This is a genomic window from Cyanobium usitatum str. Tous (assembly GCF_003011885.1).
GTDB classification, from domain to species: Bacteria; Cyanobacteriota; Cyanobacteriia; order PCC-6307; family Cyanobiaceae; genus Cyanobium_A; species Cyanobium_A usitatum.
In genome coordinates, this window is sequence record NZ_PXXO01000016.1 from 23,414 (window position 1) to 49,654 (window position 26,241).

24 protein-coding genes, 1 tRNA gene and 1 other RNA gene are annotated in these 26,241 nt (G+C 64.4%); 12 read left to right on the top strand and 14 right to left on the bottom strand.

The annotated features are described in order from the left end of the window. Positions 1-79: 79 nt before the first annotated feature. From tkt to acpP, 3 genes are read right to left on the bottom strand one after another with little or no spacing between them, the layout of a single operon-like run. Positions 80-2,086 carry a transketolase gene (tkt, locus tag C7K55_RS11820; RefSeq protein ID WP_106632931.1) on the bottom strand — a complete coding sequence of 669 codons (2,007 nt, stop codon included), beginning with the start codon at positions 2,084-2,086 and terminating at the stop codon, positions 80-82. A 34-nt stretch (positions 2,087-2,120) separates the two neighbouring features. Then, positions 2,121-3,368 (bottom strand): beta-ketoacyl-ACP synthase II, encoded by a 1,248-nt coding sequence (fabF, locus tag C7K55_RS11825; protein WP_106632932.1) that lies wholly within the window; start codon positions 3,366-3,368, stop codon positions 2,121-2,123. Between the two features lie 8 nt (positions 3,369-3,376). Continuing rightward, positions 3,377-3,619 carry an acyl carrier protein gene (acpP, locus tag C7K55_RS11830; RefSeq protein ID WP_106632933.1) on the bottom strand — a complete coding sequence of 81 codons (243 nt, stop codon included), beginning with the start codon at positions 3,617-3,619 and terminating at the stop codon, positions 3,377-3,379. Between the two features lie 151 nt (positions 3,620-3,770). On the opposite strand from acpP, the gene psaC reads away from it, so the two are divergent. Both psaC and glmS read left to right on the top strand, forming a co-directional pair. Further along, entirely contained in the window at positions 3,771-4,016 is a 246-nt protein-coding gene (gene psaC, locus C7K55_RS11835; RefSeq protein ID WP_006042515.1) for a photosystem I iron-sulfur center protein PsaC, read from the top strand. Positions 4,017-4,097: 81 nt separating this feature from the next. Continuing rightward, entirely contained in the window at positions 4,098-6,017 is a 1,920-nt protein-coding gene (glmS, locus tag C7K55_RS11840; RefSeq protein WP_106632934.1) for a glutamine--fructose-6-phosphate transaminase (isomerizing), read from the top strand. Here the strand turns inward: glmS and C7K55_RS11845 are convergent. Both C7K55_RS11845 and rimM read right to left on the bottom strand, forming a co-directional pair. Further along, positions 6,004-7,488, bottom strand: coding sequence for a mannose-1-phosphate guanylyltransferase/mannose-6-phosphate isomerase (locus C7K55_RS11845; RefSeq protein ID WP_106632935.1), 1,485 nt, complete (start codon positions 7,486-7,488; stop codon positions 6,004-6,006). The genes glmS and C7K55_RS11845 overlap by 14 nt on opposite strands. A gap of 72 nt (positions 7,489-7,560) precedes the next feature. Then, the gene (gene rimM / locus C7K55_RS11850) at positions 7,561-8,133 is read right to left on the bottom strand and encodes a ribosome maturation factor RimM (RefSeq protein WP_106632936.1); all 573 of its coding nucleotides are present in this window, start codon (positions 8,131-8,133) and stop codon (positions 7,561-7,563) included. 52 nt (positions 8,134-8,185) lie between these two features. Here rimM and C7K55_RS11855 point away from each other — a divergent pair, with 52 nt between their 5' ends. Further along, complete coding sequence (locus C7K55_RS11855; RefSeq protein WP_106632954.1) at positions 8,186-8,365, top strand: NAD(P)H dehydrogenase subunit NdhS; 180 nt, start codon at positions 8,186-8,188, stop codon at positions 8,363-8,365. Here the strand turns inward: C7K55_RS11855 and C7K55_RS11860 are convergent. Continuing rightward, positions 8,343-9,062 (bottom strand): ribonuclease III family protein, encoded by a 720-nt coding sequence (locus C7K55_RS11860; RefSeq protein ID WP_106632937.1) that lies wholly within the window; start codon positions 9,060-9,062, stop codon positions 8,343-8,345. The genes C7K55_RS11855 and C7K55_RS11860 overlap by 23 nt on opposite strands. Positions 9,063-9,081: 19 nt before the next feature. Beyond that, positions 9,082-9,490: RNase P RNA component class A (rnpB, locus tag C7K55_RS11865), an RNA gene on the bottom strand. Between the two features lie 46 nt (positions 9,491-9,536). Here rnpB and C7K55_RS11870 point away from each other — a divergent pair. The 3 genes from C7K55_RS11870 to C7K55_RS11880 all read left to right on the top strand — a co-directional run bounded on the left by C7K55_RS11870 (position 9,537) and on the right by C7K55_RS11880 (position 10,531). Continuing rightward, positions 9,537-9,610 (top strand) — tRNA-Arg (locus C7K55_RS11870). A 132-nt stretch (positions 9,611-9,742) separates the two neighbouring features. Next, a complete protein-coding gene (locus tag C7K55_RS11875; RefSeq protein ID WP_106632938.1) occupies positions 9,743-10,015 on the top strand; it encodes a hypothetical protein in 273 nt (90 codons plus the stop codon). Positions 10,016-10,051: 36 nt separating this feature from the next. Beyond that, positions 10,052-10,531 (top strand): hypothetical protein, encoded by a 480-nt coding sequence (locus C7K55_RS11880; RefSeq protein ID WP_106632939.1) that lies wholly within the window; start codon positions 10,052-10,054, stop codon positions 10,529-10,531. Here the strand turns inward: C7K55_RS11880 and C7K55_RS11885 are convergent. Then, positions 10,528-13,050: a glycogen/starch/alpha-glucan phosphorylase gene (locus C7K55_RS11885; protein ID WP_106632940.1), complete on the bottom strand. Its 2,523-nt coding sequence runs from the start codon at positions 13,048-13,050 to the stop codon at positions 10,528-10,530. The genes C7K55_RS11880 and C7K55_RS11885 overlap by 4 nt on opposite strands. After that, positions 13,047-15,467, bottom strand: a complete 2,421-nt coding sequence (locus tag C7K55_RS11890; protein WP_106632941.1) for a phosphoketolase family protein — start codon at positions 15,465-15,467, stop codon at positions 13,047-13,049. Before C7K55_RS11890 ends, C7K55_RS11885 begins: the two co-directional genes overlap by 4 nt. A gap of 131 nt (positions 15,468-15,598) precedes the next feature. On the opposite strand from C7K55_RS11890, the gene C7K55_RS11895 reads away from it, so the two are divergent. Both C7K55_RS11895 and C7K55_RS11900 read left to right on the top strand, forming a co-directional pair. Next, positions 15,599-16,954 carry a cation:proton antiporter gene (locus C7K55_RS11895; protein ID WP_106632942.1) on the top strand — a complete coding sequence of 452 codons (1,356 nt, stop codon included), beginning with the start codon at positions 15,599-15,601 and terminating at the stop codon, positions 16,952-16,954. Then, positions 16,935-17,468, top strand: a complete 534-nt coding sequence (locus tag C7K55_RS11900; protein ID WP_241518348.1) for a methyltransferase family protein — start codon at positions 16,935-16,937, stop codon at positions 17,466-17,468. Before C7K55_RS11895 ends, C7K55_RS11900 begins: the two co-directional genes overlap by 20 nt. Here C7K55_RS11900 and C7K55_RS11905 read toward each other — a convergent pair. Beyond that, positions 17,428-17,775, bottom strand: coding sequence for a hypothetical protein (locus C7K55_RS11905; protein WP_241518349.1), 348 nt, complete (start codon positions 17,773-17,775; stop codon positions 17,428-17,430). The two genes, C7K55_RS11900 and C7K55_RS11905, sit on opposite strands and share 41 nt — an antisense overlap. A 24-nt stretch (positions 17,776-17,799) precedes the next feature. Between C7K55_RS11905 and C7K55_RS11910 the strand changes: the two genes are divergently transcribed. Continuing rightward, positions 17,800-18,765: an alpha/beta fold hydrolase gene (locus C7K55_RS11910; RefSeq protein WP_106632944.1), complete on the top strand. Its 966-nt coding sequence runs from the start codon at positions 17,800-17,802 to the stop codon at positions 18,763-18,765. Here the strand turns inward: C7K55_RS11910 and C7K55_RS11915 are convergent. Next, entirely contained in the window at positions 18,662-19,867 is a 1,206-nt protein-coding gene (locus C7K55_RS11915; protein WP_261351277.1) for an FAD-binding oxidoreductase, read from the bottom strand. The two genes, C7K55_RS11910 and C7K55_RS11915, sit on opposite strands and share 104 nt — an antisense overlap. A 17-nt stretch (positions 19,868-19,884) precedes the next feature. Between C7K55_RS11915 and C7K55_RS11920 the strand changes: the two genes are divergently transcribed. Then, positions 19,885-21,222: a four-carbon acid sugar kinase family protein gene (locus C7K55_RS11920; protein WP_106632946.1), complete on the top strand. Its 1,338-nt coding sequence runs from the start codon at positions 19,885-19,887 to the stop codon at positions 21,220-21,222. On the opposite strand, the gene C7K55_RS11925 is transcribed toward C7K55_RS11920, so the two are convergent. Genes C7K55_RS11925 through C7K55_RS11935 form a run of 3 tightly spaced genes read right to left on the bottom strand, consistent with a single transcriptional unit; the run spans position 21,219 to position 25,344 of the window. Then, on the bottom strand, positions 21,219-22,607 hold the full coding sequence (locus C7K55_RS11925) for an APC family permease (protein WP_241518350.1): 1,389 nt from the start codon (positions 22,605-22,607) through the stop codon (positions 21,219-21,221). The genes C7K55_RS11920 and C7K55_RS11925 overlap by 4 nt on opposite strands. Then, a complete protein-coding gene (locus tag C7K55_RS11930) occupies positions 22,604-23,902 on the bottom strand; it encodes a (Fe-S)-binding protein (protein WP_106632947.1) in 1,299 nt (432 codons plus the stop codon). Before C7K55_RS11930 ends, C7K55_RS11925 begins: the two co-directional genes overlap by 4 nt. Further along, the gene (locus C7K55_RS11935; RefSeq protein ID WP_106632948.1) at positions 23,899-25,344 is read right to left on the bottom strand and encodes an NADP-dependent isocitrate dehydrogenase; all 1,446 of its coding nucleotides are present in this window, start codon (positions 25,342-25,344) and stop codon (positions 23,899-23,901) included. The genes C7K55_RS11930 and C7K55_RS11935 overlap by 4 nt, the downstream gene beginning before the upstream one ends. Before the next feature lie 83 nt (positions 25,345-25,427). On the opposite strand from C7K55_RS11935, the gene C7K55_RS11940 reads away from it, so the two are divergent. Together C7K55_RS11940 and C7K55_RS11945 are read left to right on the top strand one after the other, a co-directional pair. Beyond that, positions 25,428-25,886 (top strand): hypothetical protein, encoded by a 459-nt coding sequence (locus C7K55_RS11940; RefSeq protein ID WP_106632949.1) that lies wholly within the window; start codon positions 25,428-25,430, stop codon positions 25,884-25,886. 77 nt (positions 25,887-25,963) lie between these two features. Continuing rightward, positions 25,964-26,241 (top strand): biliverdin-producing heme oxygenase (locus tag C7K55_RS11945; protein WP_193486242.1); only part of this gene is annotated, 278 nt, incomplete at its 3' end.

Genomic DNA, 26,241 nt, shown 5'->3' on the forward strand with positions numbered 1-26,241 from the left:
CCTGCTTGGGGTTCACGGTTCCGTGAGTTGACATAAAAAAAGCCCCGCCGTTAGGCGGGGCTTTTCAATCTCTGTTGAATCAGCCCAGCGACTTGGCTGTTGCCACCACGTTGTCGACGGTGAAGCCAAACTTCTCGAGACAAACCGGACCAGGTGCCGAAGCACCAAAGCGGTCGATCGAGATGCAGGCGCCATCGAAGCCGGTGTACTTGTGCCAGCCGAAGGAGCTGGAGGCTTCCACCACAACGCGCTTGCGCACGGCGGCGGGCAGCACGCTTTCCCGGTAGGCGGCATCCTGCTCTTCGAACAGCTCGACGCAGGGCATCGAAACTACCCGCACGTTCTTACCTTCGGCGCGCAGCTGGGCTGCGGCTTTCGTGCAGAGCTCTAGCTCGGTGCCGGTGCCGATCAGGATTAGTTCCGGGGTGCCATTGCTGTCCTCCAGGATGTAGCCACCTTTTGCCACATGGGCTGCAGCTGAACCAGGCTGGTTGGCCATGGCTTGGCGGCTGAGGGCCAGCACGGTGGGGCGCTTGCGGTTGGTGACAGCCACTTGATAAGCACCCATGGTCTCGTTGCCATCGCCGGGGCGCATCACCAGCAGATTGGGGATGGCGCGCAGGTTGGCGAGGGTTTCCACCGGCTGGTGGGTGGGGCCGTCTTCGCCCAGACCGATCGAGTCGTGGGTGAGCACGTAGATCACGCCCAGCTCGCTCAAGGCCGAAAGGCGCATGGCGCCGATCATGTAGCCCGCGAAAACTAGGAAGGTGCCGCCGTAGGGGATCAGGCCGCTGCCGTGGTAAGCGATGCCATTCATGATCGCCGCCATGGCGTGCTCGCGCACGCCGAAGTGCAGGTAGCGGTTGGCTTCGGCACCCTTCTGGAAGCTCGCCTCGCCTTTGATATCGGTGAGGTTGGAGTGGGTGAGGTCGGCCGAGCCGCCAATTAGCTCGGGCAGGTTGGGGCCGAAGGCGTTAAGGGCGTTGTAGGAGTGCATGCGGGTCGCCAAACCCTTGTCTTCTGGGCTGAAGCTCGGCAGGGAAGCGTCCCAACCCTGGGGCAGCTCGCCACGAAGCTGGCGCTCGAATTCAGCCGCTTCAGCGGGGTACTGGCTGCGGTAGGTGGCCAGGCTGGCGTTCCAGGTGGCTTCAAGTGCTTCACCGCGGCTGATCGCTTGGCGCCAGTGGTCGTAGGCATCCTGGGGAACCTCAAATTCGCCGTAGCTCCAGTCGAGGGCTTTGCGGGTGAGCTCTGCCTCTTCGGCGCCTAGGGCTGCGCCGTGAACTCCAGCGGTATTGGCCTTGTTTGGCGAGCCGTAGCCGATCGTGGTGGTCACCTTGATCAAGCTGGGCTTGTCGGTAACGGCCTTGGCGGCCTCGATGGCTTGGGCAATAGCGGCCACATCGGTGTTGCCATCCTTGACGTGGATGGTGTGCCAGCCATAGGCCTCGTAGCGCTTCAGCACGTCCTCGGTGAAGGAGACCGAGGTGTTGCCGTCGATGGTGATGTGGTTGTCGTCGTAGAGGGCAATCAGCTTGCCCAAGCCCAGGTGGCCGGCCAGGGAGGCGGCTTCACCGCTCACGCCTTCCTGGTTGCAGCCGTCGCCCATGATCACGTAGGTGTAGTGATCAACCAGGTCGCAGCCGGGCTTGTTGAACTTGGCAGCCAGGTGCGCTTCGGCGATAGCCAGTCCCACGGCGTTGGAGATGCCCTGGCCTAGGGGTCCGGTGGTGACCTCAACGCCGGGGGTTTCGAAGGTTTCAGGGTGACCAGGGGTGCGGCTACCCCACTGGCGGAATTGTTTGATGTCTTCGATGGTCACCGAGTCGTAGCCGGTGAGATGCAGCAGCGCATACAGCAACATGCAGCCGTGGCCAGCCGAGAGCACGAAGCGGTCCCGGTTGAACCACTTGGGGTTCTTGGGGTTGTGCTTAAGCACCTTGTCCCACAGGGCGAAGGCCATCGGGGCGCAGCCCATGGGTAGGCCGGGGTGGCCCGAATTACTCTTGTTAATCGCGTCGATCGCTAAGAAGCGGATGCTGTTGACGCAGAGCGATTCAACGGATGTGGAGGGAGCGGCGACCATGGCTAAGGCAGGTGGGGGAGTGGGAGGAGGAGGCTCACGCCATGCGGCGGAACGCCAGGCAGACGTTATGACCGCCAAAACCGAAGGAATTGGAGAGCACCACGTTGAGGGTGTGTTCCCTGGCCTGGTTGGGAACCACATCCAGATCGCAGGCCGGATCCGGATTTTGGTAATTGATGGTAGGTGGCACCAGGTTGTGCTCAATAGCCAGCACCGCTGCGACCGCCTCAATGCCGCCGCTGCCTCCAAGGAGGTGGCCGGTCATCGATTTCGTGGAGCTCACGGGTATCTGGTAAGCCCAATCCCCGAGGGCGCTCTTGATGGCGGAGGTTTCGTTGCTGTCGTTGGCCTGGGTGCTGGTGCCGTGGGCATTGACGTAGTCGACGGCTTCTGGCTCAAGCCGGGCATCCTTGAGGGCAAGACGCATGGCTTCAGCACCGCCGACCCCCCCCGGGGTAGGTGAGGTGATGTGGTGGGCGTCGCAGGTCATGCCGTAGCCCACCACCTCCGCCAGGATCTGGGCACCGCGAGCCTGGGCGTGCTCCAGGCTCTCGAGCACAATCACCCCGGCGCCTTCGCCGATCACGAAGCCGTTGCGCTCGGCGTCGAAGGGGCGACTGGCCGTGGTGGGGTCGTCGTTGCGGAAGGACAGGGCCTTGGCGCTGGCAAATCCCGCCACCCCTAAAGGGGTAATGGCCGATTCAGCGCCACCAGCGACCATCACGTCAGCCAGGCCCAGCTGGATCAGCCGGTAGGCATCACCGATGGCATTGGAGCCGGCGGCGCAGGCGGTGGCTACCGCGCTGCTTGGTCCCTTGGCGCCAAGGGCAATGGCCGTCAGGCCAGTCGCCATATTGGGGATCATCATCGGCACGCAGAACGGACTCACCCGATCGGGGCCCCGATCTTTGAGCACGTGGGCCTGGGTTTCCATCATCAGCAGGCCGCCAACGCCGGAGCCAATGGCTGTGCCCACCCGGTGTTGGTTGGACTCATCAATGGTGAGGCCCGCATGGGCGACGGCTTGCTTGGCGGCGATAACCCCAAACTGGCAAAAGCGATCCCAGCGCTTGGATTCCTTCGGCTCTAGCCAGCCGGAGGGATCAAAATCTTTTACTTCAGCTGCGAAGCGACAGGCATGCCGACTGGCATCAAACAAGGTGATCCCAGCCACGCCATTGCGCGCCGTGCTCAGACCCTCCCAGTAGCTGGAGACGTCGTTACCGATCGGTGTGATCGCGCCGAGACCGGTGACGACGACGCGCTGGAGACCCTGCACCATGGGGTGGCTCAGGCCTGCTTGTCCTGAATGAACTTGACGGCATCGCCAACGGTGGTGATGCCTTCGGCAGCTTCGTCAGGGATTTCGATGTCAAAGGCTTCTTCCAGAGCCATTACCAACTCGACGGTGTCGAGGGAATCGGCACCCAGATCATTCTGAAAGTTTGATTCGGGCTTCACTTCCCCAGCGTCAACGCTGAGCTGCTCGGCAACGATCGAGCGCACTTTCTCGTAGATCGCTTCCTGGGACATGGCCGCTGTGAGAGTCGATGCACTCTACGGGTCACCCCGCTGGGCTCCCCCCGGCGTATGAACAAGGGTGACGGGCTGAGGGCTCCTTTGCTGCGGGTCCGGAGGCTGTGGGTACGTTGGGATCCACGCCGTTTGTTCCCGGCTCAGGCCCATGTCCCACGCCGTCAAGATTTACGACACCTGCATCGGTTGCACCCAGTGTGTGCGCGCCTGCCCACTCGACGTGCTCGAGATGGTGCCCTGGGATGGCTGCAAAGCCGGCCAGATTGCATCCTCTCCCCGCACTGAAGATTGCGTCGGTTGTAAGCGCTGTGAAACCGCTTGCCCCACCGACTTCCTCAGCATTCGCGTCTACTTGGGCGACGAAACCAGCCGCTCGATGGGCTTGTCCTACTGAAGACATTGGCGCTATCGCCAATAAGCTCAAGCCCGGCCCTTCGCCGGGCTTTTTTGTTGCGCTCCTCGCTGGCCCAGGCCTATGTGCGGCATCGTTGCCCTGATTGGATCGCGGGAGGCGGCTCCCCAACTGCTGGAGGGGCTGCGCCAGCTGGAATATCGCGGCTACGACTCCGCCGGTATTGCCACGGTTGACGGGGACGGGCTCCATTGCCTCAAGGCGGAGGGCAAACTTGTCAATCTCACGACCCGCTTTGAAGCCCAGGGAGCCCCGGGCCAGTGCGGCATCGGCCATACCCGCTGGGCCACCCACGGCAAGCCGGAGGAGCGCAACGCCCACCCCCACCTAGATGGCTCTGGCCGTTTGGCGGTGGTGCAAAACGGCATCATCGAGAACTACCGCGGCTTGAGGGAGGAGCTGCAGTCGCAAGGGGTGCTGTTCCGCTCCGAGACCGATACGGAGGTAATTCCCCACCTGCTGGCTCGGGAGCTGGAGCGCCGCCGGGCGGCAGGTGAGCAGGCTTCAGCGGCGCTGCTACTGGCTGCTTTGCAGTCGGTGTTGCCGTTGCTGCAGGGGGCCTATGCCCTGGCGGTGGTGTGGGCAGAAGTCCCTGGCGCCCTAGTGGTGGCCCGTAAGGCTGCGCCCCTGCTGATCGGCCTGGGGGAGGGGGAGTTTCTTTGCGCCAGCGACACCCCGGCCCTGGCGGGCTTCACCCGCACGATTTTGCCGATGGAAGACGGCGAGGTGGCCATGCTCACACCGCTGGGCATCGAGCTTTATGACGCTGCGGGCCAGCGGGTTCAGCGCAGCCCCAGCCTGCTTAGCGGCACCGAGCACGTGGCGGATAAGCGCAGCTTCCGCCATTTCATGCTCAAGGAGATCCACGAGCAGCCTGAAACGGCCGCCCTTTGGGTGGCTCGGCACCTGCCCGAGGTTGTGGAAGGGGAAGCGACTCCATTGGTGGCACTACCTCTGGCAGCTGAGGTGTTTGAGGGTGTGGAGCGGATCCAGATCCTGGCCTGCGGCACCAGCCGCCACGCCGCCCAGGTGGGCGCCTATCTGCTGGAGCAGCTGGCAGGTATCCCCACAAGCGTTTTTTATGCCAGTGAATTTCGTTATGCGCCGCCGCCGCTGAGCCCCCACACGCTCACGATCGGCGTGACCCAGTCGGGGGAAACCGCCGACACCCTGGCGGCCCTTGCAATGGAGCAGGAGCGTCGCCGGCTGGTGGCCGATCCGGCCTACCGGCCGCGGCTGCTGGGCATCACCAACCGGGCAGAAAGCTCCCTGGCCCGGATGGTGGACCACATCTTTGACATTGGCGCCGGCATTGAGGTGGGCGTTGCGGCCACCAAGACTTTCCTTGGCCAGCTGCTGGCTTTCTACGGGTTGTCCCTGGCATTTGCGGAGCGGCGAGTGGGCCAGCGGCAGGGTGGCGTTAGCTCGGGCCGCAGCCGCGAGGAGCTCAAGGCGCTGGTGGCCCAGTTGCGCCAGTTGCCCCAGCAGCTGGAGGCCCTGGTGGCAGACCACGACCAGCGCTGCGCTTCCCTGGCCCACCGCTTTGAGGGCACTCAGGATGTGATCTTCCTGGGCCGTGGCATCAACTACCCGATTGCCTTGGAGGGGGCGCTCAAGCTCAAGGAGATCAGCTACATCCACGCCGAGGGCTATCCGGCCGGCGAGATGAAGCATGGGCCGATCGCCCTTCTTGATGCCAAGGTGCCAGTGGTGTCAATCGCCATGCCAGGTGCGGTGTTCGACAAGGTGCTTAGCAATGCCCAGGAGGCCAAGGCCCGCGATGCCCAGCTGATCGGTGTGGCACCCGAATGCCCAGACGCTGAGTTGTTTGATGTCTTGCTGCCGGTGCCGGCGGTAGACGAGCTACTCAGCCCGCTGTTAACGGTGATTCCCATGCAGCTGCTCAGCTATCACATCGCCGCCCACCGGGGCCTGGATGTGGACCAACCCCGCAACTTGGCCAAGAGTGTCACGGTTGAGTGAGGGTTGGAGCGGGGCTGGCGTCACTGCGTCCGTAGCGATCTTCAAAGCGGACGATGTCGTCTTCGCCTAGGTAGGGGCCGCTTTGCACCTCGATCAGCTCCACCGGAATCTTGCCCGGGTTGGAGAGGCGGTGGCGGCAACCCAGGGGGATGTAGGTGCTCTGGTTTTCGCCTACCAGCTCCCTGCCACCATCTTTTTCCACTACCGCCGTTCCCTGCACCACGATCCAGTGTTCGGCGCGGTGGTGGTGCATCTGCAGCGACAGGCTGGCTCCGGGGTTGACCACGATCCGCTTTACCTGCCAGCGCTCACCCTCGGTGACGCCGTCGTAGGAGCCCCAGGGGCGGTAGATCTTGCGGTGGGCCTTGCTCTCTGGTGCCCCTTCCCTCTCCAGCCGCCCCACTATTGCTTTGACCTCCTGGGCCCGGTCGCGGTGGGCTACCAGCACGACGTCATCGGTTTCCACCACCACCAGATCCTCTACACCGAGTCCCACCACCAGCCGATGCTCGCTGCGTAGATAGCAATTGCTGCTTCCCTCGCTGATCACCCGGCCCCGAAGCACGTTGCCGTCGCTGTCTTGATCGGCGGTTTCCCACAGGGCGCTCCAGCTGCCCACATCACTCCAGCCTGCCTCCAGGGGCAACACGGCGCCGCGGTCGGTGCGCTCCATCACCGCCACATCCAGCGCCACGCTGGGGCAGCTGGCAAAGGCCTCCCGCTCCAGCCGCAGAAAGTCGAGATCGGCGCTGTCGTGCTCCAGCGAGGAGCGGCAGGCGCTCACAACCTCAGGTGCCAGCCGCTCCAATTCGGCCAGGATCGCGCTGGCCTTGAACAGGAACATGCCGCTGTTCCAGGTGAAGCGCCCCGTCGCAAGAAATTTCTCCGCGGTGGCCCGATCCGGCTTCTCCACAAACCGGGCGATTGGTACCGGTTCGTTGGCCCCGAGCAGCGACTGGGCGGCTTCGATGTAGCCGTAGCCGGTTTCTGGCGCCGTGGGCACGATTCCAAACGTCACCAGCTGGCCGGCTTCAGCTGCTGCCATCCCCGCAGTCACCTTGGCGCGGAAGGTGGCGGCATCACGGATCACGTGGTCTGCCGCCAGCACCAGCAGCAGGGGATCTTCCCCATGGGCGGTGGCCTGCAGCGCTGCTACCGCCACCGCCGGAGCGGTATTGCGGCCGACCGGCTCCAGCAGGATCGCTTGGGGCTCCACGCCGATCTGGCGCAATTGCTCGGCCACGATGAAGCGGTGGTCTTCATTGCAGATCAGCAGGGGTGCCCCTAAACCCGGCAAACCCGCCAGGCGCTGCTGGGTCTGCTGCAGCAGGGTGTCTTCTCCCGTGCTTGCCAGGGGCCAATACTGCTTGGGATAACTAGCTCTCGAGAGCGGCCACAGCCGCGTGCCCGTGCCGCCGCACAGGATCACCGGCACAAGTGCACTGCTTGGGGAGCTAGGGCTAGTTGCCATGGACCGGACTGGGTTGAACCCATTCAAGGTCACCTTTGGCTAACCAGCAAACGGCTGCCTTCTAAGAGTCGCCTAAAGCTCCAGCAGCCCGGGGGGCGGGGTGATGCCGATCCAGCCTTCCTCGAGATGGACTTCTGGCACGATCGCAGTCACGAAGGGGATAAGCAGTCGCCGCGGGCCATCGGGGGTTTCCTGCTCTACCTCCAGCAGGTCGTTGCCAGCGTGGATCAGGTCGCGAACCTTGCCAATGGGCCGTTGATCCTCCAGCAGCCGCACTTCGGTGCCCACCAGGTCGAGCAGGTGAAATTCACCTTTGGCCAGCTTGGGGCGGTCGGCTAGGGGCACCAGCAACTGGTCACCCACCAGGGCTTCGGCCGCTTCCCGGCTGTCGATGGCGGCGAGTCGCACCACAAACAGTTCCTTGCCTGGCAGTTGCCTGCCGCTCAGCAGCTCCACCTGCCGCGGCGCCTCTTCCCGCCGCTGCAACCAGCGCCGGCCTGCCCGGGTGAATCGCTCCGGGAAATCGCTCATGGGCAGCACCCTCAGCTCGCCCTGGAGCCCTTGGGCTGACACCACTTTGCCGACCACAAGTAGATCGTCGGGGGCAGGAGTGGCGATCTGGCTGCTGCTGGTTTGATCGGCCATGGCCAGCTACTTCCCGCGTCACCCGATAATGGCCCTACGCCTCGCTCAAATCATGGCCGACCTGCCGATCCTGCCGGGCTCCACCGTGGTGGTGCGTGACGGCCGCTCGATTTACAACGGCTACCGGGGCTTCGTGCAACGGATCAGCGGTCAGCAGGCCGCCGTGCTGTTTGAGGGCGGCAACTGGGACAAGCTCGTCACCATGCCGCTCAAGCTCCTGGAGCAGGCTTGATCACCGCGAGGGCGGCCCGGGCTGCCTCCTGTTCGGCGCTGCGCCTTGAAGGCCCCCAGCCTGTATGGCTTGCCTGGCCCGCAATCGCCACGCTGCAATGAAAGCGGCGCGGGTCAGCGTGGACTTGGCTGCGCTCCTGGCAGTCGTAGTGCGGCAGGCCCAGCCCGGCCGCCTGGGTCCACTCCTGCAGGGCCGACTTCCAGTTGTGGCGGTCTGGATCGGCCAGCAATTCGCTGCTGCTGCGCTGCCAGTGGGGAGAGAGCCAGCGGTGCACCGGCTCCAGTCCGCCCTGGCCGGCGCCCCAGGCTTCATAGAGGCCACCTAGCAGGGCTTCACAGCATTCCGCCCGCACCGTGGCCCGTCCGGCCTGATCACCACTGGCCATTGGGCCTAGGTGCAGCACGGATTCGATCTTGCAGTGCTCGCCCAGTTCGGCCAGCCAGCGGTCGCTTACCAATTGGGCTCGCAGGGCAGAGCAGCGCCCCACGCTCAGGTTTGGATAGTGCCGTTGCAGAAACTCCGCTGCGGCTAGGCGCAGCACGGCGTCGCCAAGGAATTCCAAGCGCTCGTGGTTGCGGGCCAGGCCCGCTGAGGTGTGGCTGAGGGCCTCCTCTATGGGGGCAAGGTCACGGTCGCCAACCTCCAGGCCCAGAGAACGCAGGAAGGCAACCAGCTGCTGGTGGCGTTCGGGCCGCATGGGCTGGCGGGGAAAAAGTGGTGAAAGCAGGACGTAAGCCGGGTTCTGTTCTCCCACCAGCGAGCCGGTGGGGGGTGATCATCTGTCTGGGACCGTCGTTGCCGGCGGCCTCGAGCGGCGCACTTGAAACGGGACGGGTGTCATGGCCAACCGTTGTCCCTGGGCCTTGCTCCTAGCTGGGGTTTACCTAGCCAGCACCTCTCGATGCTGCTGGTGCGCTCTTACCGCACCCTTGCACCCTTACCTGTGCGGGGGGCGAGCCCCCTGCCATCGGCGGTGTGTTTCTGTGGCACTGTCCTCACGGTCACCCGCACTGGGCGTTACCCAGCAAGCCTGGCCATTGGGGAGCCCGGACTTTCCTCAACCAAGCGCTCCAGCTTCCTCCGTGGAGGTGCCGCAGCCCTGATCGCGATCACCTCGCCTGCTTTCGCATTCCATAATGCCGACACGGTCGTCTTGCGGGATGGCCGGGATGGGGCTGTAGCTCAGCCGGATAGAGCGACGGTTTCCTAAACCGTAGGTCGTGGGTTCGAGTCCCGCCAGCCCCGTTCTTCAAAAGCCCAGTCAAGCGATGAAGCTTCGCCAAGCCAGCCTTCACGGCTAGGGGTAGCGAGCGCTACAGGTGGTGCCCTACCCATTCGCAGCACCGGGGCTAGCGTGGCCTCAGTCGTTTGACCGCGATGACCCAGCTTCACGATCTGCGTCTGCGTCTGCTGGTGCAGCAGGAGAGCGAACGCATCGCCGATAGCCAGCCCGACGAGCTCGACCTTTCGGTGGTTCAAGCCCGCTGCCTTTGCTGGCTTGCCCTGCTAGCTGAGGCTCACGAGGAGCAGGCCACCGATGCTGAGCGCAGTGGTGATACCGAGCAAGCCATGGGCTGGTTTGCCGATTCGATGCGGCTGCGCGACGTAATCAACGTGGTGACCTCGATCGAGATCCCCTTGGCGGCGTGAGTGCCATGATGGGGATTGAGATCCAAAGGGAGTGCGGTGCCAGAAGAGCCCTGCCAATGCCCTGATTGCCAGCGGTTCTATCGGGAACATGACCGATTGATCCGTGAAAACCCCACCCTGCGTCAGCAGCAGGAGCTCAATTGGGCTGCGCTGCAATCTTTTCGCACCCTGGCAGGCCGGGTGATGGAAGAGTTGCAGAAGCAGCAGGAGGCAACGGAAGCTGCCGCCAGTCAGGCCAATGCCGCTGCTGGCGGCCAAGGGGCAGGTACAGGGGCTGTTGAGGATGAGGGCGCTGAGCCTGATGCCTTCCAGCAGGCCATGGCGGACCTGGAAAACATCAATGCCCACCTCTTCTCCATTGAGGCGCTGATGGAGCGCATCTTTGACGTGCGGGTGCCCGACGAGGTGGAGCAAAAGTTTCGGGAAGTGGCCGGTGAGCTGGCCCCTGATCCGCTTAATGCCGATCGCCTAAGGCTCAATCGGCTGCTCCACCAAACTCCAGACCTGCCCGGTTAATCGAGCTCGCAGGTGATCGTGACCGGGAAGCTTTCGGCTTTCCAGATCCGCTCTGCGTAGTCGCGGATTGAGCGATCTGAAGAGAAGAAGCCACTGCGGGCTGAATTCAGCAACGACATGCGGTTCCAGCGACCCCTGTCGGCCCAGGCCAGGTCGACCTCGGACTGGGCCCGCAGATAGTCGTTGAAGTCGGCCAGCACGAAGAAGGGATCCCGGCCGGTGAGGTTTTGCAGCAGCGGCCTAAATAGGTCGCCATCCCCATTGCTGAAGTGGCCCTGCTCCACCAGTCGCAGGATCTCGGCCAACTCGGGCATTCCCCCGATCAGCTCCCAGGGGCGATAACCCGACTGGGACAGCGCGGAGATCTCCTCAGCGGTCTTGCCAAACAGGAAGAAGTTCTCGGCACCCACCTGTTCGCGGATTTCCACGTTGGCGCCATCGAGAGTGCCGATGGTCAGCGCCCCATTCATGGCGAACTTCATGTTTCCGGTGCCGGAGGCTTCCTTGCCGGCGGTGGAGATCTGCTCCGAGAGGTCGGAGGCGGGATAAACTCGCTCACCCAGCTTGACGTTGTAGTCAGCCAGGAAGATCACCCGCAGCCGGCCCTCCATGTCGGGGTCTGCGTTGATCGTTTCGGCGATGCCGTTGATGAAACGAATAATTAGCTTGGCCATGTAGTAGCCGGGTGCCGCCTTGCCGCCGAAGATCACCGTGCGCGGGGCCATACCCTCAGCCTGTCCATTCTTGATGCGCAGGTACTGGGCCACCACCTGCAGGGCGTTTAGGTGCTGGCGTTTGTATTCGTGGATCCGCTTCACCTGCACATCAAACAGGGAGGTGGGATCTACCAGCACACCCGTGTGGCGATGGATGTAACGACTCAACTGGCCCTTAACGCCCAGCTTGGTGGCTTCCCAGCGCTCGAGGAAACTGCTGTCGTCGACGAACTGCTCCAGGCGGCGCAGCTCATCGAGGCGGTTAATCCAGCCGGTGCCAATTGATTCATTAAGCAGGGCTGAGAGCTGGGGATTGGCCAGGGCCACCCAGCGCCTAGGGGTGACCCCGTTGGTGACATTGGTGAATTTCTCGGGCCATAGGGCCGCGAATTCAGGAAACAGTTCGGTTTTGACCAGTTCGCTGTGCAGGGCTGCTACGCCGTTGACGTGGTGGGAAGCAACGGTGGCCAGATTGGCCATGCGGACTGCCTTATCGCCCTCCTCATCGATGATCGAGACCTTGCGCAGGATCTGCTCGTTGCCCGGATATTTCAAACGCACCTGTTGCAAGAAGCGGCGGTTGATCTCGTAGATCAGCTCCAGGTGGCGGGGTAGCAGGGAGCCAAATAGCCCCAAGCCCCACTTCTCGAGGGCTTCCGGCAGCAGGGTGTGATTGGTGTATGAGAGAGCGCGACTGGTGATGTTCCAGGCGACCTCCCAGTCCAGGTGCTTGTCATCGAGTAGCAGGCGCATCAGCTCCGCCACGGCGATGGCCGGGTGGGTGTCGTTTAGCTGCACCGCCCAGTGATCGGGGAAATCCGTGATCGGGATGCCGCGGGCATCGAGGTTGCGGATCATGTCCTGCAGGGAGCAGCTCACAAAGAAGTGCTGCTGCTTCAGGCGCAGGCGCCGACCCTCATCTGTGCCGTCGTTGGGATAGAGCACCTTGGAGAGGGTCTCGGAGCCCACCTTTTCCTCTACGGCGCCGTAATAGTCGCCGCTGTTAAAGGCATAGAAGTCAAAGGATTCGGCGGCATCGGCTCGCCACAACCTCAGCCGGTCGCAGGTGTTAACCCGGTAGCCAAGCACCGGCACGTCGTGGGGAATGCCGATGGCGTGCTCTGCCGGAATCCAGCGCACCCGGTAGCTGCCGTGCTCATCGCGGTAGCTCTCGGTGTGGCCACCGAAGCCCACGAAGCAGGCTTGATCGGGGTGGGGTAGCTCCCAGGGCCAGCCGCTCTTGAGCCACTTATCGGTGATTTCCACCTGCCAGCCATCGCGAATCAGCTGGTCAAAAATGCCGAATTCGTAGCGGATGCCGTAGCCGGTGGCTGGGATTTCCAGCGAGGCCAGCGACTCCAGGAAGCAGGCCGCCAGCCGCCCCAGGCCTCCGTTGCCCAGGCCAGGCTCCTCTTCAACATCGAGGATCTCGTTGATGTCGTTGATGCCGAAACGGCGCAAGGCTTCTGCCGCTTCTTGCTGGATGCCCAGCATCAACAGATTGTTGCCCAATTGGGGCCCGATCAGAAATTCAGCGGAGAGGTAGGCCACCACTCGAGTCGGGGTGGCACTGAGCGCCTCAATGCCAGCCAGGTATCGGGTCATCAGCCGGTCGCGTACCGCGTAGCTGAGGGCCATGTAGAGGTCGTGGCGGCTGGCCGTGGGGGCGAGCTTACCGAGCGTGTAAAAAAGGTGTTCGGTCATGCCGTCGAACACGTTTTCCGCGGTCAGGCCACTGCGATCTGGGTCGGCGTAGCAGCCCGGGGTGGGCAGACGCAGGTTGCTGGGTTGGAAGTCGCTCATATGGGTGATTCTCCCGCATGGGCCGCTGCAGGCAGTGGGTTCCATCGCCAGTTGGTGACATCCTCCGCATCCATGCCGTGCTCATGGGCGTGGGCCCGATTGGCCAAAATCGCCTCCTTCATGCGCTCTTTGACGTGGGCAGCGCGGGAGCCCAGGCCCGCAACCCGGTCGATCACATCAATAACCAAGTTGAAGCGGTCGATCTGATTGTTCATCGCCAGCTCCAGAGGGGTATTGATGTTGCCTTTCTCCTTATATCCCCGCACATGGAAGTTGACGTGGTTGGTGCGGTGGTAGGTGAGTCGGTGGATTAGCCACGGGTAGCCGTGAAAATTAAAGATCACCGGTCGATTCGTGGTGAACAGGCTGTCGAAGTCCCGATCGCTGAGGCCGTGGGGGTGTTCGCCCGGAGTGGTGAGAGCGAATAGCTTCACCACATTGAGCACTCGAATTTTTAGGCTCGGGATCTCACGCCGCAGAATTTCAACTGCGGCAAGGGTTTCCTTAGTGGGGATGTCGCCAGCGCAGGCCATCACCACATCGGGCTCATTTGGTTCAGTGCCGCACTCGTCGTTGCTCGCCCAGCTCCATAGGCCGATGCCCTTGGCCACATGGGCCCTAGCCTGCTCCAGAGTTAGATATTGCAGGTGTTTCTGTTTGTCAGAAACGATGATGTTGCACACATTCGTTTCCTGTAGCGCCTGTTCAGCTACCGCCAGCAGGCTGTTGGCATCGGCCGGCAGGTAGACGCGCACCACCTCGCCACTTTTGTTGCCGGCGAGATCGATGAAGCCAGGATCCTGGTGGGTGAAGCCGTTGTGGTCTTGGCGCCACACGGTGCTGGAGATCAGGCAGTTCCAGGGGGAAATCGGCGCGCGCCAGGGGGCGTGGTGAATGCAGGATTCCAGCCACTTGGCGTGTTGGTTGAACATCGAGGCAATCACATGGGCGAAGGCCTCATAGGTGTGGAAAAAACCGTGGCGGCCGGTGAGTAGGTAGCCCTCCATCATTCCCACCAAGGTGTGTTCGCTCAACATCTCGACAACCCGGCCGCTGCGGGAGAGTTCGCTGCCGTTGAGGTCTTCCGGCAGAAATTCCTCCATCCACACCTTTTTGCTGATCTCGTAAATGGCTTGCAGCCGGTTGGAGGCGGTTTCATCCGGTCCGAACACGCGCACGGAATCGGGGTTCAGGGCAATGGCATCGCGCAGCAGCTCCCCCAGGGGAGCGGTGTTTTCGGCCTCGTGCTGGCCCGGTTGCTCAACTGGCACGGCATAGGTATGGACCGGAGGCAGATTCAGGCGGCGGCGCAGCAGCCCACCGTTGGCATGGGGGTTGGAGCCCATGCGGCGCTGGCCACTTGGCGAGAGGGCGCGCAGCTCGGGGATAAGGCTTCCCTGTTCATCAAAGAGTTCGCCAGGGCGGTAGCTATGCAGCCAGGCCTCGAGTTGCCCTAGCTGGGCCGGGTCCCGCTTGGGATCGGGCAGGGGCACCTGGTGGCTGCGCCAGAAGCCTTCCAGCTTTTTGCCATTCAGCTCCGCCGGCCCTGTCCAGCCCTTAGGCGATCGCAACACGATCATGGGCCAACGGGGTCGGTTGACGTTGGTGGGATCGCCGCTGCGGCGGGCCTCCGCCTGCACCTCTTGGATGCGGTTTATGGCGCTGTCCATGGCGGTTGCCATGGCTTGGTGCATCGCCATCGGCTCGCTGCCTTCCACAAACAGGGGCTCCCAGCCGTAGCCCCGCATCAAGCTGGCGAGCTCCTCCCTGGGGATGCGGGCCAGCAGGGTGGGGTTGGCGATTTTGTAGCCGTTGAGGTGCAACACCGGCAGCACGGCGCCGTCGGATGCGGGGTTGAGGAACTTGTTGATGTGCCAGCTGGTGGCGAGGGGCCCGGTTTCCGCCTCGCCATCGCCGACGCAGGCCAGGGCGATCAGGCTGGGGTTGTCGAACACCGCTCCGCAGGCGTGGGAGAGCACGTAGCCCAGCTCGCCGCCCTCGTGAATTGAGCCAGGGGTTTCGGGTGTGCAGTGGCTTCCGATGTGGCCGGGGAAGGAAAACTGCTTAAGGAAGCGCTGCATGCCGGCAGCATCCGTCGACTTGTCGGGATAGATCTCGCTGTAGGAGCCGTCGAGGTAGGTGGGCGCCAGCACCCCAGGGGCGCCATGGCCCGGGCCCGACAGATAAATCATGTCGAGGTCGTGGGACCGGATCACCCGGTTGGCATGGGCCCAGATAAAGGATTGACCCGGGCTCGAGCCCCAATGCCCCAGTAGCCGACTTTTGATATGGGCAGGTTGCAGCGGTTCGCTCAGCAGGGGGTTGTCCTGCAGGTAGATCATCCCCACCGCTAAATAATTGGCGGCCCGCCACCAGGCATCAAGACGCTGCAGTTGCTCTGCCATTACCCGCGTCATTTATTCGATATTCGAACCGTAGCGACGGTTGCCAAAGCCCAATCCCACGGCCTGATAGTGATCAGGGTCCAAACACCTTGGCGCGGGCGGCTTTAAGGTCGCGCCTCCCACTACCGCGAACTCACCTATCCATGGTTCTGCCAGCGCTTCTGCTTGAAATCGGCAGTCACCAAGCCGAAGTTGCTGAAACCCTGATTTCGGTGGGGGAGTTTCTGGTGATCTTCGTGGCGGCCAGGCTGCTGGCGGAGCTGATGGTGCGGGTGCAGCTGCCCACGATCCTGGGGGAGCTGGTAGCTGGCGTTCTGATTGGCGTTTCCGGCCTGCATCTGATCGTGCCGCCCGAAACCCAGGTCCAACTCAGCAGTTGGGGCTTGGGCTTGCTCAGCTCTCTGGCCGACCTCTCACCGGAAATGGTGCAGGAGATCTACGCCGAGACCTTCCCGAATCTGCAGGCGGTGTCCCAGATCGGCCTGTTTGCCCTGTTGTTTCTCACCGGACTGGAAAGCGAGCTTGATGAGCTGGTAGCCGTGGGTGCCCAGGCCACCACCGTTGCCGTAACCGGGGTGGTGCTTCCCTTTGCCCTAGGCACTGCGGGCCTTTATTACATCTTCCATGTGCCCCTGATTCCGGCGATCTTCGCCGGTGCGGCCATGACAGCCACCAGCATCGGCATCACTGCCAGTGTGTTTGGTGAGTTGAAGTTTCTGCGCACCCGAGAGGGTCAGACGGTGATCGGCGCAGCCGTACTCGACGACATTCTCGGCATCGTCATTTTGGCTGTGGTGGTGAGCCTGGCTGGCGGCGAGGGCTTCAGCCTTGGCCCAATCTTGAAGTTGGTTGCCGCAGCAGCGGTGTTTGTGGCGGCAGCCCTGTTCCTGAGCCGCACTGCTGCTCCTGGGTTCGACTGGCTGCTCGATCAGCTCAAGGCCCCTGGCGAAGTGGTGGTGGCGGCCTTCGTGGTGTTGTCGCTCTGCTGTTTTGTGGCCCAGGCGATCGGCCTGGAAGCGGCTCTTGGGGCTTTCGCTGCAGGCTTGATTCTCAGCTCTTCTAAGCACACCCATGCGATCCAGGAAACCGTTAAGCCCCTAGTTGCCCTGTTTGCCACGATCTTCTTTGTGCTCATTGGCACTGGCATGGATCTGTCGGTGCTCAATCCCTTGAACCCTGAAAACCGGGAGGGATTGATCGTGGCGGCCTTCCTGCTCACTGTGGCGATTGCCGGCAAGGTGGCAACCGGCTGGAGCTACTTCAGCAAGGAGAAAACCAACCGGTTGGTGGTTGGTTTGGGGATGATGCCCCGCGGCGAGGTGGGCTTGATTTTTCTTGGCCTGGGTACCCAGGCTGGGTTGCTTACCAAGCCGCTGGAGGCCGCAATTTTGCTGATGGTGATCGGCACCACCTTCCTGGCGCCGATCCTGCTCAGACTGGTGCTCGGTGGCAGCGCTGGAGGTCCGGATCTTGATCCACTTGCCGAAATTCCAACCTGAGCGCTGGGGCCTGAGTTGGGGGGGCTGGCTAGACAACCGCCACGGTGAGTGGTGGCTGCTCGCCCAGCTGGCCCTGATTGCCGCCCACCTGCTGCCGCCCTGGCCTGCCCCCGGTGCCTGGGGTTATGCCTGGCCCTTGCCGTTGGCCTTAGCAGGTGCCATTTTGCTGCTGCTGGGTCTGGTGTTGGCGGTCCAGGCGTTCTGGGGGCTGGGTTCCAGCCTCACGCCCCTGCCTGATCCGATTCCTGGCGCCCCGTTGGTGACAAGCGGGGCCTACGGCCGTTGCCGTCACCCCCTCTATCAAGCGGTGCTGCTTTGTTCCCTGGGGGTGAGTTTGGCCCTGGGCAGCCTGCTGCATCTGGCCTTGCTGCTGGCCCTGGTGGCCGTGCTGGGCGGTAAGGCGCGCCGCGAGGAGCGGGCCCTTGAGCTTGCCTATCCCGATTACGCCGCCTACAGGGCCCGCACACCAGCAATCATTCCCCGTCTTCCCTGGCTCGACTGGCGAGCGCTGTGAACAGCCCCCAGCCTGCGGCGATCAGGCCGAGGCTGCTGGCCCAGTCGGGGCCCAGGGCCCAGCTCAGGCCCAGGTCGGCCAGCACCCCGATGGCCAGGGCCAGCAGCAAGCTGCTAATCACCAGCATCACCTGCTGGACAGGGCTCGGCAGGGAGCCCGCGGCCAGGGCTTCCTCCAGGCGCCCCAGGGGGCCGCTCAAGGGGAGGTACAGGGCCAGGGCCCACAGGGCGATCCCCGGCAGGAAGGGGCTCCAGTCAGGGCTGGTGAGGGGCAATGGCGCGCCGCAGATCTCCCTAGCATCGACCACCCTGGACGCATCAAGGTGGCTTCCGTGTCTGTACCCCAGCCCTGGAGCTACGCCGGCCATCCAGTGCACGCCATCGCAGCGGCGCCAGCTGAGCCCGAGGGCCCCGCGATCCTGCTGGTGCATGGCTTTGGTGCTTCCACGGACCACTGGCGCCACAACATTCCCGTGCTGGCCCAGCGCCATGAGGTGCACGCCATCGACCTGCTGGGCTTCGGTCGCAGCGCCAAGCCGGCCGAGCTTGCCTATGGCGGCCCCCTCTGGCGCGACCAGCTGGCCGCATACGTGAGCGAGCGCATCGGCCGGCCGACGGTGCTGGTGGGCAATTCCCTGGGCGGTTTTTCAGCCCTGGCTGCTGGCGCTGCCCTGGGGGACCAGGCGGCCGGGGTGGTGCTGCTGAATGCGGCAGGGCCGTTCAGCGATGAGCAGGCGCCGCCTAAGGGCTGGGGAGCGATCACCCGCCAGACCATTGCGGGAGCCCTGCTCAAAAGCCCGGTGCTGCAGCGGTTGTTGTTTGAAAATTTGCGCCGGCCGGCCACGATTCGCCGCACCCTCAACCAGGTGTATCTCGACAAGACCAACGTCGATGAAGCCTTGGTGGAGGCGATCCGGCGGCCGTCGCTGGATCCGGGGGCCTTCGGTGTTTTCCGCACCGTGTTTGATATCCCCCGCGGCCAGCCCCTCGATGAGTTGTTTGCCCAGCTGACATGTCCGTTGCTGTTGCTCTGGGGCATCCGCGACCCCTGGATCAATGCCGTGGGCCGGCGGGCTGCTTTCCAGCGCCATGCTCCGGCAGGGACCAGGGAGGTGGTGCTCGAGGCGGGTCATTGTCCCCATGACGAGGTGCCAGATCAGGTGAATGCTGCCCTGCTCGACTGGACCGCCGGCCTCAGCTCCGGGGCGGCTCCACTCCAGGCAGACCCACTCCAGGCAGATCCACTCCCGGCAGGCGACCGCGCGACAGTTGCTGCTTCGGGTCAAACTGCCGCTTGATCGCTTCGATCATGGGCCGCGATGGGGCATCCAGCCACGCTGGCAGTTTGCTGCCAGCGGGCTGGCGTAGCACCGTGAGGTAGCCACCAACCTGCTGGCAATGGCGCCTGAGCGCCTCCACCTTGTAGGTGGGTAGGGCGGAGGCAGTTGCCCAGGCGATACCTAGGCCACTGCCAGCCCCCAGGACCACCGGCAAGCCGGCCAGGGCTGGATCGTTGAGCAGGGCAGTTGCCTGGTTGGGGCGCACCGCCAGCCTCAGCAACCAGTCGCTGGACCCAGTTTCAGACCCTTGGCTTTGGCCTACCAGGCTTGCGAGTTCGGCAGGTTCAAGAGTTTGGACCGTGATTGCCAAGGCAGCAGCCTTGGCGGCGATGCAGCCGATCTGCTCATTGAGAGTGAGGGCGTTGATGCTGGCCAGGCTGATTAGCAGTCCGGTGCCGTCTTCTTGGGCGGCAGAGGGGCGCCACGAGTCGATCCGCTCCGGGCTGAGGCTGGAGCCCAGCAGCCAGGAGGCCAGTTGGCCGAGGGCTTCTAGCGGCCCTTCCAGCTTCAGGCCGCGCCGCTGGGGCGGCTCCGGCATGGTGCGCAGGGTGAGGCTGCTGATCAGTCCTAAGGACCCCCAGCTGCCCGCCATCAGGCGCATCAGGTCGTAGCCGGCTACGTTTTTCACCACCTTGCCCCCGGCCCGGGCGCGGGTGCCGTCGCTGCGGATCAATTCCAGGCCAATTATCTGGTCGCGCACGCCCAGATAGCGCTGGCGCAGACCGCCGGCCAGGCCTCTTGCCACCAGGCCGCCCAGGCTGCCGCTGGCTTGGCCGCCCAGGCCACTGCCCCAGGGCCAGTCAACGGCTAGCCATTGCCCGTGGTGGGCCAGCTCGGCTTGCAATTCGACCAGGGGCGTGCCGGCTAGGGCCGTCACAGTGAAATCGCCAGGGCTGTGCTCAACGATGCCGCTCAGCCGCCTACAGCTCACGGTGGTGCTGCCGCCCATAACTGGCGGCCCCCAGTTGAGTCGGCTGCCCAGGCCGGCGGGTTGCCAGGGCGCAGCCTGCTGGTGCAGCTCGCGCACCAGCTCCTGCAGCTCCCTGGGCTCCGGAGTCATCACGGCACGATGGTGCCATGGCCGCCTCCTCCAAAATCATCGTCATCGACGATGACCCCACCGGCTCCCAGACGGTGCATAGCTGTCCGCTGCTGCTGCGCTGGGATGCCGCCACCCTGGCGGCGGGGCTGCGGCACCCTTCGCCGCTGCTGTTTCTGCTGGCTAACACCCGGGCCCTGGCGCCGGAAGCAGCCGCGGAGCGGGTGCGCCAGATCTGCCGGGCTCTGGCCGCGGCCCTGCCCCTGGCAGGCATTGAGCGTTGGTGGCTGGTGAGTCGCGGCGACTCCACCCTGCGGGGTCACTTCCCGTTGGAGGTGGAGGTGATCGCGGCTGAGCTCGGCCCCTTTGCGGCCACCTTGTTGATCCCGGCCTTTTTTGAGGGGGGCCGCATCACTGTGGAGGGGGTGCATCGCTTGCACGGCCAGCCCGTGCACGAAACCGCCTTCGCCCGCGACAGCTTGTTTGGCTACGCCAGCAGCGATCTGCCGGTTTGGGTGGAGGAAAAAAGCGGGGGCCGTATCGCCGCACACCAGGTCCAGCGTCTGACGGGCGTCGAGTTGGATTACGCCGCCGCTGATGGCGGCCAGGCCCTGGCGGAGAGATTGGCGGCCCTAGATGGCGGGCCCGTGGTAGCCGTTGACGGGGAGCGACCTGAGCAACTGGCCGCCCTGGCCCAGGTGGTGCGCCAGGCCTGGCCGCTTGCGGTGCTTTCCCAGTCGGCGGCCAGTTGGATCCAGGCCTTAGCGGCTTTGCCGCCCCAGCCCCTGGCTGGAGCTGCCCTGGCCCGGTTGCGCCGCTCTGAGCCAGGTTTGGTGCTGGTGGGCTCCCACGTGCCTTTGGCTGATGCCCAGCTCACCGAGCTGCTCACGGAGCCCCGCTGCGTGGGGCTGGAGCTGCCCGTCGCCAAGCTGGCGCGGCTGCTGGAAGGCCCCCTGCCGGAGCCCCTGCTGGCTTCCCTGGAGGCCGACTGGCTGGTTCAGTTGCGGAGGGTGCTTGCCCAGGGGCAAACGCCCGTGCTCTACACCAGCCGGGGTGAGCTCCCGTGCGCATCAGTGGCGCAGCGCCGCCGCTTAGGCGATGCTCTGGCGGCGCTGATGGCCCGGTTGGCTGCTGCCCTGGCCCCCCAGTTGGGTTACCTGATCAGCAAGGGGGGCATCACCACCCACACCCTGTTGGCCGATGGTCTGGCTCTGGCGGCGGTCGAGTTGAAAGGACAGCTGCTGCCTGGGCTTTCCTTGGTGCTGGCTGATCTGCCAGAGCCTCTGCCGGTGCTCACTTTCCCCGGCAACCTCGGTGATGGGGACACGCTGCGGCTTGCCTGGCGCTGGATGGAAGGCTTGGAAAGCGCGGATTAACTCGTTTCCTCTGCTAAGGGTCGTCGCTCCGCCAAAAGGCTGACGCCATAGCCCGTGGCCACGAGGGCTAGGGCGGCAAGGCTGCTTAGCCAGTCGTTGGCCGTACTGCCCATAAGGAAGGCCAGGGATACCGCCGTAATCAGCAAGGGGGACACGGGATAGCCCCAGGTGAGAAAGGGGCGGGGCAGCTCCGGCTCCCGCTGGCGCAGGGTCACCAGGGAGGCAATGCCCGCCAGCGGCAGGCTCACGTAGAGCACGGCGCCCATGGTCAGCAGCCGTTCGAATGAGCCTGCCAGCACTAGGGCCGCGGCGGCCGTGCTGGTGAGCAGCAGGGCCGCGCTTGGGGTGCCGCCCCCGTTCACTTGGGCAATAAAGCTCGGTAGCAGGCCGTCGCGGCTGAGACCAAACAAAATGCGCGGGGCGGCCATCACCACGGTGTTGATCAGGCCCAGCAGGGACACCAGCGCTAACGCGGTGATCAGTAGGCCACCCAGCGGCCCAGCCAGGGCGCGTGCCGCGGCGGCGGCCGGCAGGTTTGAGCTGGCCAGCTGGGCGATCGGCAGCACATGCAGCAGGGCCAAGTTGATCAGCAGATAAAGCACCAGCACCGCCAGAACCCCGCCGATCAAGGAGCGGGGCAGATCTCGCCCCGGCTCGCTGAATTCTTCAGCGAAATAAACGGGGCTGGCCCAGCCGTCGTAGGTGGTGATCACTGCCTGTAGGGCCAGCACCACTGCCAGGCTCAGGCTCCGCCAGCCCGCGATCGCCATGGGCGCAGGCGGTGGTGGCGCGATGGGGGGCGCCGCCTGGATGGGCAGCAGGAAGCAGGCCGCCACCAGGGCCAGAAAGGCCACCGCCTTGGCGAGGCTGAGTAATTCCTGGCTGGCGCTGCCGGCGCGCAGGCCTCGCAGCTGAATCAGGCTGAACAGGCCGATGGCCAGCAGCGCCAGGATTCGGGCCGTGTAGGGCCCCTGGGAGATCGCGTGGGGCAGCAGGGCCTGGCCGTATTCCCCCACGGTGGTGGCCACCCAGGCCAGGCCGATGCAATGGGCCAGCCAGTCGGTCCAGCCCACCAGAAAGCCCACGCGCTTGCCGAAGGCCCGCTCGGCGTAGACATACCAACCGCCGGCCTTCGGCAAGGCTGCCGCCAATTCGGCTATGCACACCGCCCCCACCAGCGCATAGAGCCCGCCGGCCAGCCAGGCGGCCAGCACCAGCTCCGCTGAGGGCAATTGGGCTGCCACCAGGCCCGGAGTGCGCAGAATGCCGGCCCCGATCGTGCCGCCCACGGCACCGGCCAAGCCAAAACCCAATCCCAGAATGTTTAGTAGTCGGCCTTTAGGGGCCTGGTTGACTGGCTGCTGGTCGGGGATGGGTTGGCTCAACCGCTGTAGCTCTGCGCCAGCAACTGCATCGGATGCAGCACCGGGACCGGCTGGGGCAGCTCCTGCAGGTGGCGCCGGATCTGCAGGCTGCAGCCGATGTTGGCGCTAACAGCCAGCTCGGCGCCGGTGCCGGCTAGGTCTTTGGCCTTGAGCTGCCCAAGGGCAGCGGCCTCCTCAGGCTGCACCAGGTTGTAGATGCCGGCGCTGCCGCAGCACACTCCCGCTTCCGTCGCTTCGCGCAGCTGGATGTGGGGGATGGCATTGAGCAGGGCCCGGGGCTGGCTGCTGATGCCCTGGCCATGCAGCATGTGGCAGGCGTCTTGATACGCCAGTCGGAGCGGGCGTTTGGCGCTGGCTGGCTCGCCATCAGCGTGGGTAAGGGGCTGAAGGGCGGCGAGGAATGGCTGGCTTAGGCCGAGATCGGCGAGGAACTCCTGAATATCCGCGACCGGGGCGGAGAAGCTGCTGCCGGTGAGCCGCCCGTAGGCCTTCATGGTGTGGCCGCAACCGGAAGCTGCCACCAATACGGCGTCGAGAGGTCCGGCCCCGGCGGGCTTGCCTGGGCCCACTACGGCCTCGAAGCTTTGGATCAAGCCGATTGCCAGCTCGTTGGTCTGGCTGAGTTCTCCCTGGTGGTGGGTCACGGCGCCGCAGCAGCCCTGGCTGGGCGGAATCACCACCTCGATGCCGTTGGCGCTCAGCACCTGCACGGCGGCCTGGTTCACGGCTGGATCAAATAGACGTTGCACGCAACCCAGCACCAGCCCCACCCGGGCGCGGCGAGGGCCCTGGGCTGGTACTACCAGGGGGAAGTCGTCGCGGAAGCCGGCTGGCGCCAAGGGAGGTAGCAGCTGATCGAGGGCCTCCAGTTGGGGGCCGAATAGGCGGGTGATCCCACTGCGGCGGGCCAGGGCCTGCAGGGGGGTGCCGGCGTAAAGGCGCAGCGGCGTGAGCAGGGCCCGAAGCCGCGCAGGGTAGGGAAGCAGGGCAAACAGCAGCTTGCGAAATGCCTGCTGGGCGGAGCTGCGCAGTTCCGGGGCGTTGAGCTGGGGGCGCGTGGCCTCGATCAGTTGGTCGTAGCGCACCCCCGAGGGGCAAGCCGTGACGCAGGCGAGACAGCCCAGGCAACTGTCGAAGTGCTTCGCCACGGTGGCATCGAGGCTCAGTTCACCGTTGGCGATCGCCTTGAGGGTGTAGATGCGGCCCCGGGGTGAATCCATCTCCGTTCCCAGCACCCGGTAGCTGGCGCAGGTGGGCAGGCAGAAGCCGCAGTGCACGCAGGGGTCGGTGTTCATCCGCCGAAGTGGCGGATCACAGCATCAGCAAAGCCACTGCAGCTCACTGGCTCCACAGGAGGCTCCATTAGCCGGGCCAGGTCGTAGGTCACCTCGCCATTGGCGATGGCGGCGCTCAGGCCCGCGGTGATTAGGTCGGCGGCCTCTTGCCAGCCCATGAATTCGAGCATCATCACGCCGCTGAGGATCACCGAGCCGGGATTGATGCGATCGAGGCCGGCGTGCTTCGGCGCGGTGCCGTGGGTGGCTTCGAAGATGGCGGCGTTGTCGCCGATGTTGGCGCCGGGGGCCATGCCCAGGCCACCCACCACGGCAGCGGCGGCATCGGAGATGTAGTCGCCGTTGAGGTTGAGGGTGGCGAGGATCGAGTAGTCGGCGGGGCGGGTCTGGATCTGCTGGAAGATGCTGTCGGCGATGCGGTCGTCGACAAGCACCATCTGCTTCCACTTGCCACCGCCGTGGCTGGCGCCGATGGCATCGAGCACGCCCTGCACCTCGGCATCAATGGCGGCTTTCTTCTCGGGGGTGAGGCTGTCATAGCCGGGCTCGATCATGCGGGAATTGGCCTCGATGCTCAGGCCGGGATTGCGCTCGACGTTGTCCAGGATCCAGCTCTCCCGCTCAGTGATGCAGACATCGCGGAATTCGGTGGTGGCTAGCTCGTAGCCCCAGTCGCGGAAGGCACCTTCGGTGAACTTCATGATGTTGCCCTTGTGCACCAGGGTCACGTGGCGCTTGTCGCCCTCCAGGCGCAGGGCGTGCTGGATCGCCTTGCGGATGTGGCGCTGGCTGCCGTGCTTACTCACGGGCTTGATGCCGATGCCGGAGCCCACCGGGATCTGGCGCTGGCCCAGCTTGCCGTTGGCTGGGATCACCACCTCATTGAGGTGCTTGATCAGATCGAGGCACACCGGATCGTTGGCTTCCCACTCGATCCCCATGTAGATGTCTTCGGTGTTTTCGCGGTACACGATCACGTCCAGGTCTTGCGGCCGCTTGTGGGGGCTGGGGGTGCCCTCGTAGTAGCGGCAGGGACGCACGCAGCAGTAGAGATCAAAGATCTGGCGCAGGGCCACGTTGAGCGAGCGGATGCCACCGCCTATCGGTGTGGTGAGGGGCCCCTTGATCGCCACGCCGTACTCCTTGATGGCGCTCAGGGTGTCTTCCGGCAGATATTGATAGGTGCCGTAGAGGTCGCAGGCCTCGTCGCCGGCGTAAACCTTGAACCACTCAATTCGGCGCTCACCGCCGTAGGCCTGAGCTACCGCCGCGTCCAGCACTTTCTGGGTGGCGGGCCAGATGTCTACGCCCGTGCCATCACCGCGGATGAAGGGAACAATCGGATCGTTGGGCACGATCGGCTGACCGTTTTCGAAGCGAATTGCGGTGCCGCTGGCAGGGGTGGTGAGCTTCTCAAAGCTGGCGGCGCTACTGGTTGCCATGGGCTGTTACTGACCGGATCGGCCTTGTCGGTGTGGCGAGCCTAGGTTTTAAGCATGTTGCGGTTCTGCTCAGGGGAAACGGCATGAATGCCGCCGATCAGGCCCAATCCCTTGAACTTGCCCAGGCAATCGCTGCGGCGGCGAGTCTGTTTCGCGTCCACTTCCCCGATGCCCGAGCCAACCTCACCCCCTGGCGCGACGACGCGCTGACCCGTGCCTTTGCCGAGCAGGAGAGCCTGGATCTCTCCTTTCACCTACCGGGTTGGAGTCCCCGCAGCCAGTGCCGCTCGTTTCTGGTGCAGCTGCGCCTGGACGGGGCCCCGGGGCGGAGCAGGGCTGAACGCCCTCGCCTGCTGGGGGTGACGATCCGGGGCCTCACCTACGAGAGCGAGCGCTGGCGGCTGGCCACCGTGGGCGATTGGCAGCCGTCAGGCAGTCATTTGCCCCAGGCCGAGGTGGCGCAGAAGTTGCAGCAGTTTTCCCGGGAGCTGTTTGATCTGTTCGGTGGCGCCGAGCAGGCCGATCAGAACCTGGCGGCGTAACCCTTCGCAACCTTGCCAGGCGCCCCGGTAAAACTCCCGCCTAACTTGGCGCCTCGCCCGTACAACGCCCCCGTCAGATGGCCGTCGCCCTTGCTTCCCAACTGCGTGAAGGCACCAAAAAGGCCCACACGATGGCGGAGAACACCGGCTTCGTGAGCTGCTTCCTCAAGGGGGTGGTGGATAAGGCCAGCTACCGCACCCTGGTGGCCGACCTTTATTTCGTGTACTCGGCCATGGAGGAGGAGTTTGGCCGGCTTAGGGAGCATCCGGTGGTGGGCCCGGTGGCTTTCCCAGAGCTGAACCGGCGCGAAAGTCTCGAGCAGGATCTTGCCTTTTATTTCGGTGGCGACTGGCG

Bases quoted from the DNA above. Each gene is read 5' to 3' on its own strand.
- C7K55_RS11855 (WP_106632954.1), top strand. From the start codon at position 8,186: ATGGCCGACCTGCCGATCCTGCCGGGCTCCACCGTGGTGGTGCGTGAC.
- rimM (WP_106632936.1), bottom strand. From the start codon at position 8,133: ATGGCCGATCAAACCAGCAGCAGCCAGATCGCCACTCCTGCCCCCGAC.
- C7K55_RS11935 (WP_106632948.1), bottom strand. From the start codon at position 25,344: ATGGCAACCAGTAGCGCCGCCAGCTTTGAGAAGCTCACCACCCCTGCC.
- psaC (WP_006042515.1), top strand. From the start codon at position 3,771: ATGTCCCACGCCGTCAAGATTTACGACACCTGCATCGGTTGCACCCAG.
- fabF (WP_106632932.1), bottom strand. From the start codon at position 3,368: ATGGTGCAGGGTCTCCAGCGCGTCGTCGTCACCGGTCTCGGCGCGATC.
- C7K55_RS11860 (WP_106632937.1), bottom strand. From the start codon at position 9,062: ATGCGGCCCGAACGCCACCAGCAGCTGGTTGCCTTCCTGCGTTCTCTG.
- C7K55_RS11915 (WP_261351277.1), bottom strand. From the start codon at position 19,867: ATGACTCCGGAGCCCAGGGAGCTGCAGGAGCTGGTGCGCGAGCTGCAC.
- C7K55_RS11940 (WP_106632949.1), top strand. From the start codon at position 25,428: ATGAATGCCGCCGATCAGGCCCAATCCCTTGAACTTGCCCAGGCAATC.
- C7K55_RS11895 (WP_106632942.1), top strand. From the start codon at position 15,599: ATGGTTCTGCCAGCGCTTCTGCTTGAAATCGGCAGTCACCAAGCCGAA.
- C7K55_RS11920 (WP_106632946.1), top strand. From the start codon at position 19,885: ATGGCCGCCTCCTCCAAAATCATCGTCATCGACGATGACCCCACCGGC.
- C7K55_RS11875 (WP_106632938.1), top strand. From the start codon at position 9,743: ATGACCCAGCTTCACGATCTGCGTCTGCGTCTGCTGGTGCAGCAGGAG.
- C7K55_RS11885 (WP_106632940.1), bottom strand. From the start codon at position 13,050: ATGAGCGACTTCCAACCCAGCAACCTGCGTCTGCCCACCCCGGGCTGC.
- C7K55_RS11890 (WP_106632941.1), bottom strand. From the start codon at position 15,467: ATGACGCGGGTAATGGCAGAGCAACTGCAGCGTCTTGATGCCTGGTGG.
- glmS (WP_106632934.1), top strand. From the start codon at position 4,098: ATGTGCGGCATCGTTGCCCTGATTGGATCGCGGGAGGCGGCTCCCCAA.
- C7K55_RS11930 (WP_106632947.1), bottom strand. From the start codon at position 23,902: ATGAACACCGACCCCTGCGTGCACTGCGGCTTCTGCCTGCCCACCTGC.
- acpP (WP_106632933.1), bottom strand. From the start codon at position 3,619: ATGTCCCAGGAAGCGATCTACGAGAAAGTGCGCTCGATCGTTGCCGAG.
- tkt (WP_106632931.1), bottom strand. From the start codon at position 2,086: ATGGTCGCCGCTCCCTCCACATCCGTTGAATCGCTCTGCGTCAACAGC.
- C7K55_RS11845 (WP_106632935.1), bottom strand. From the start codon at position 7,488: ATGGCAACTAGCCCTAGCTCCCCAAGCAGTGCACTTGTGCCGGTGATC.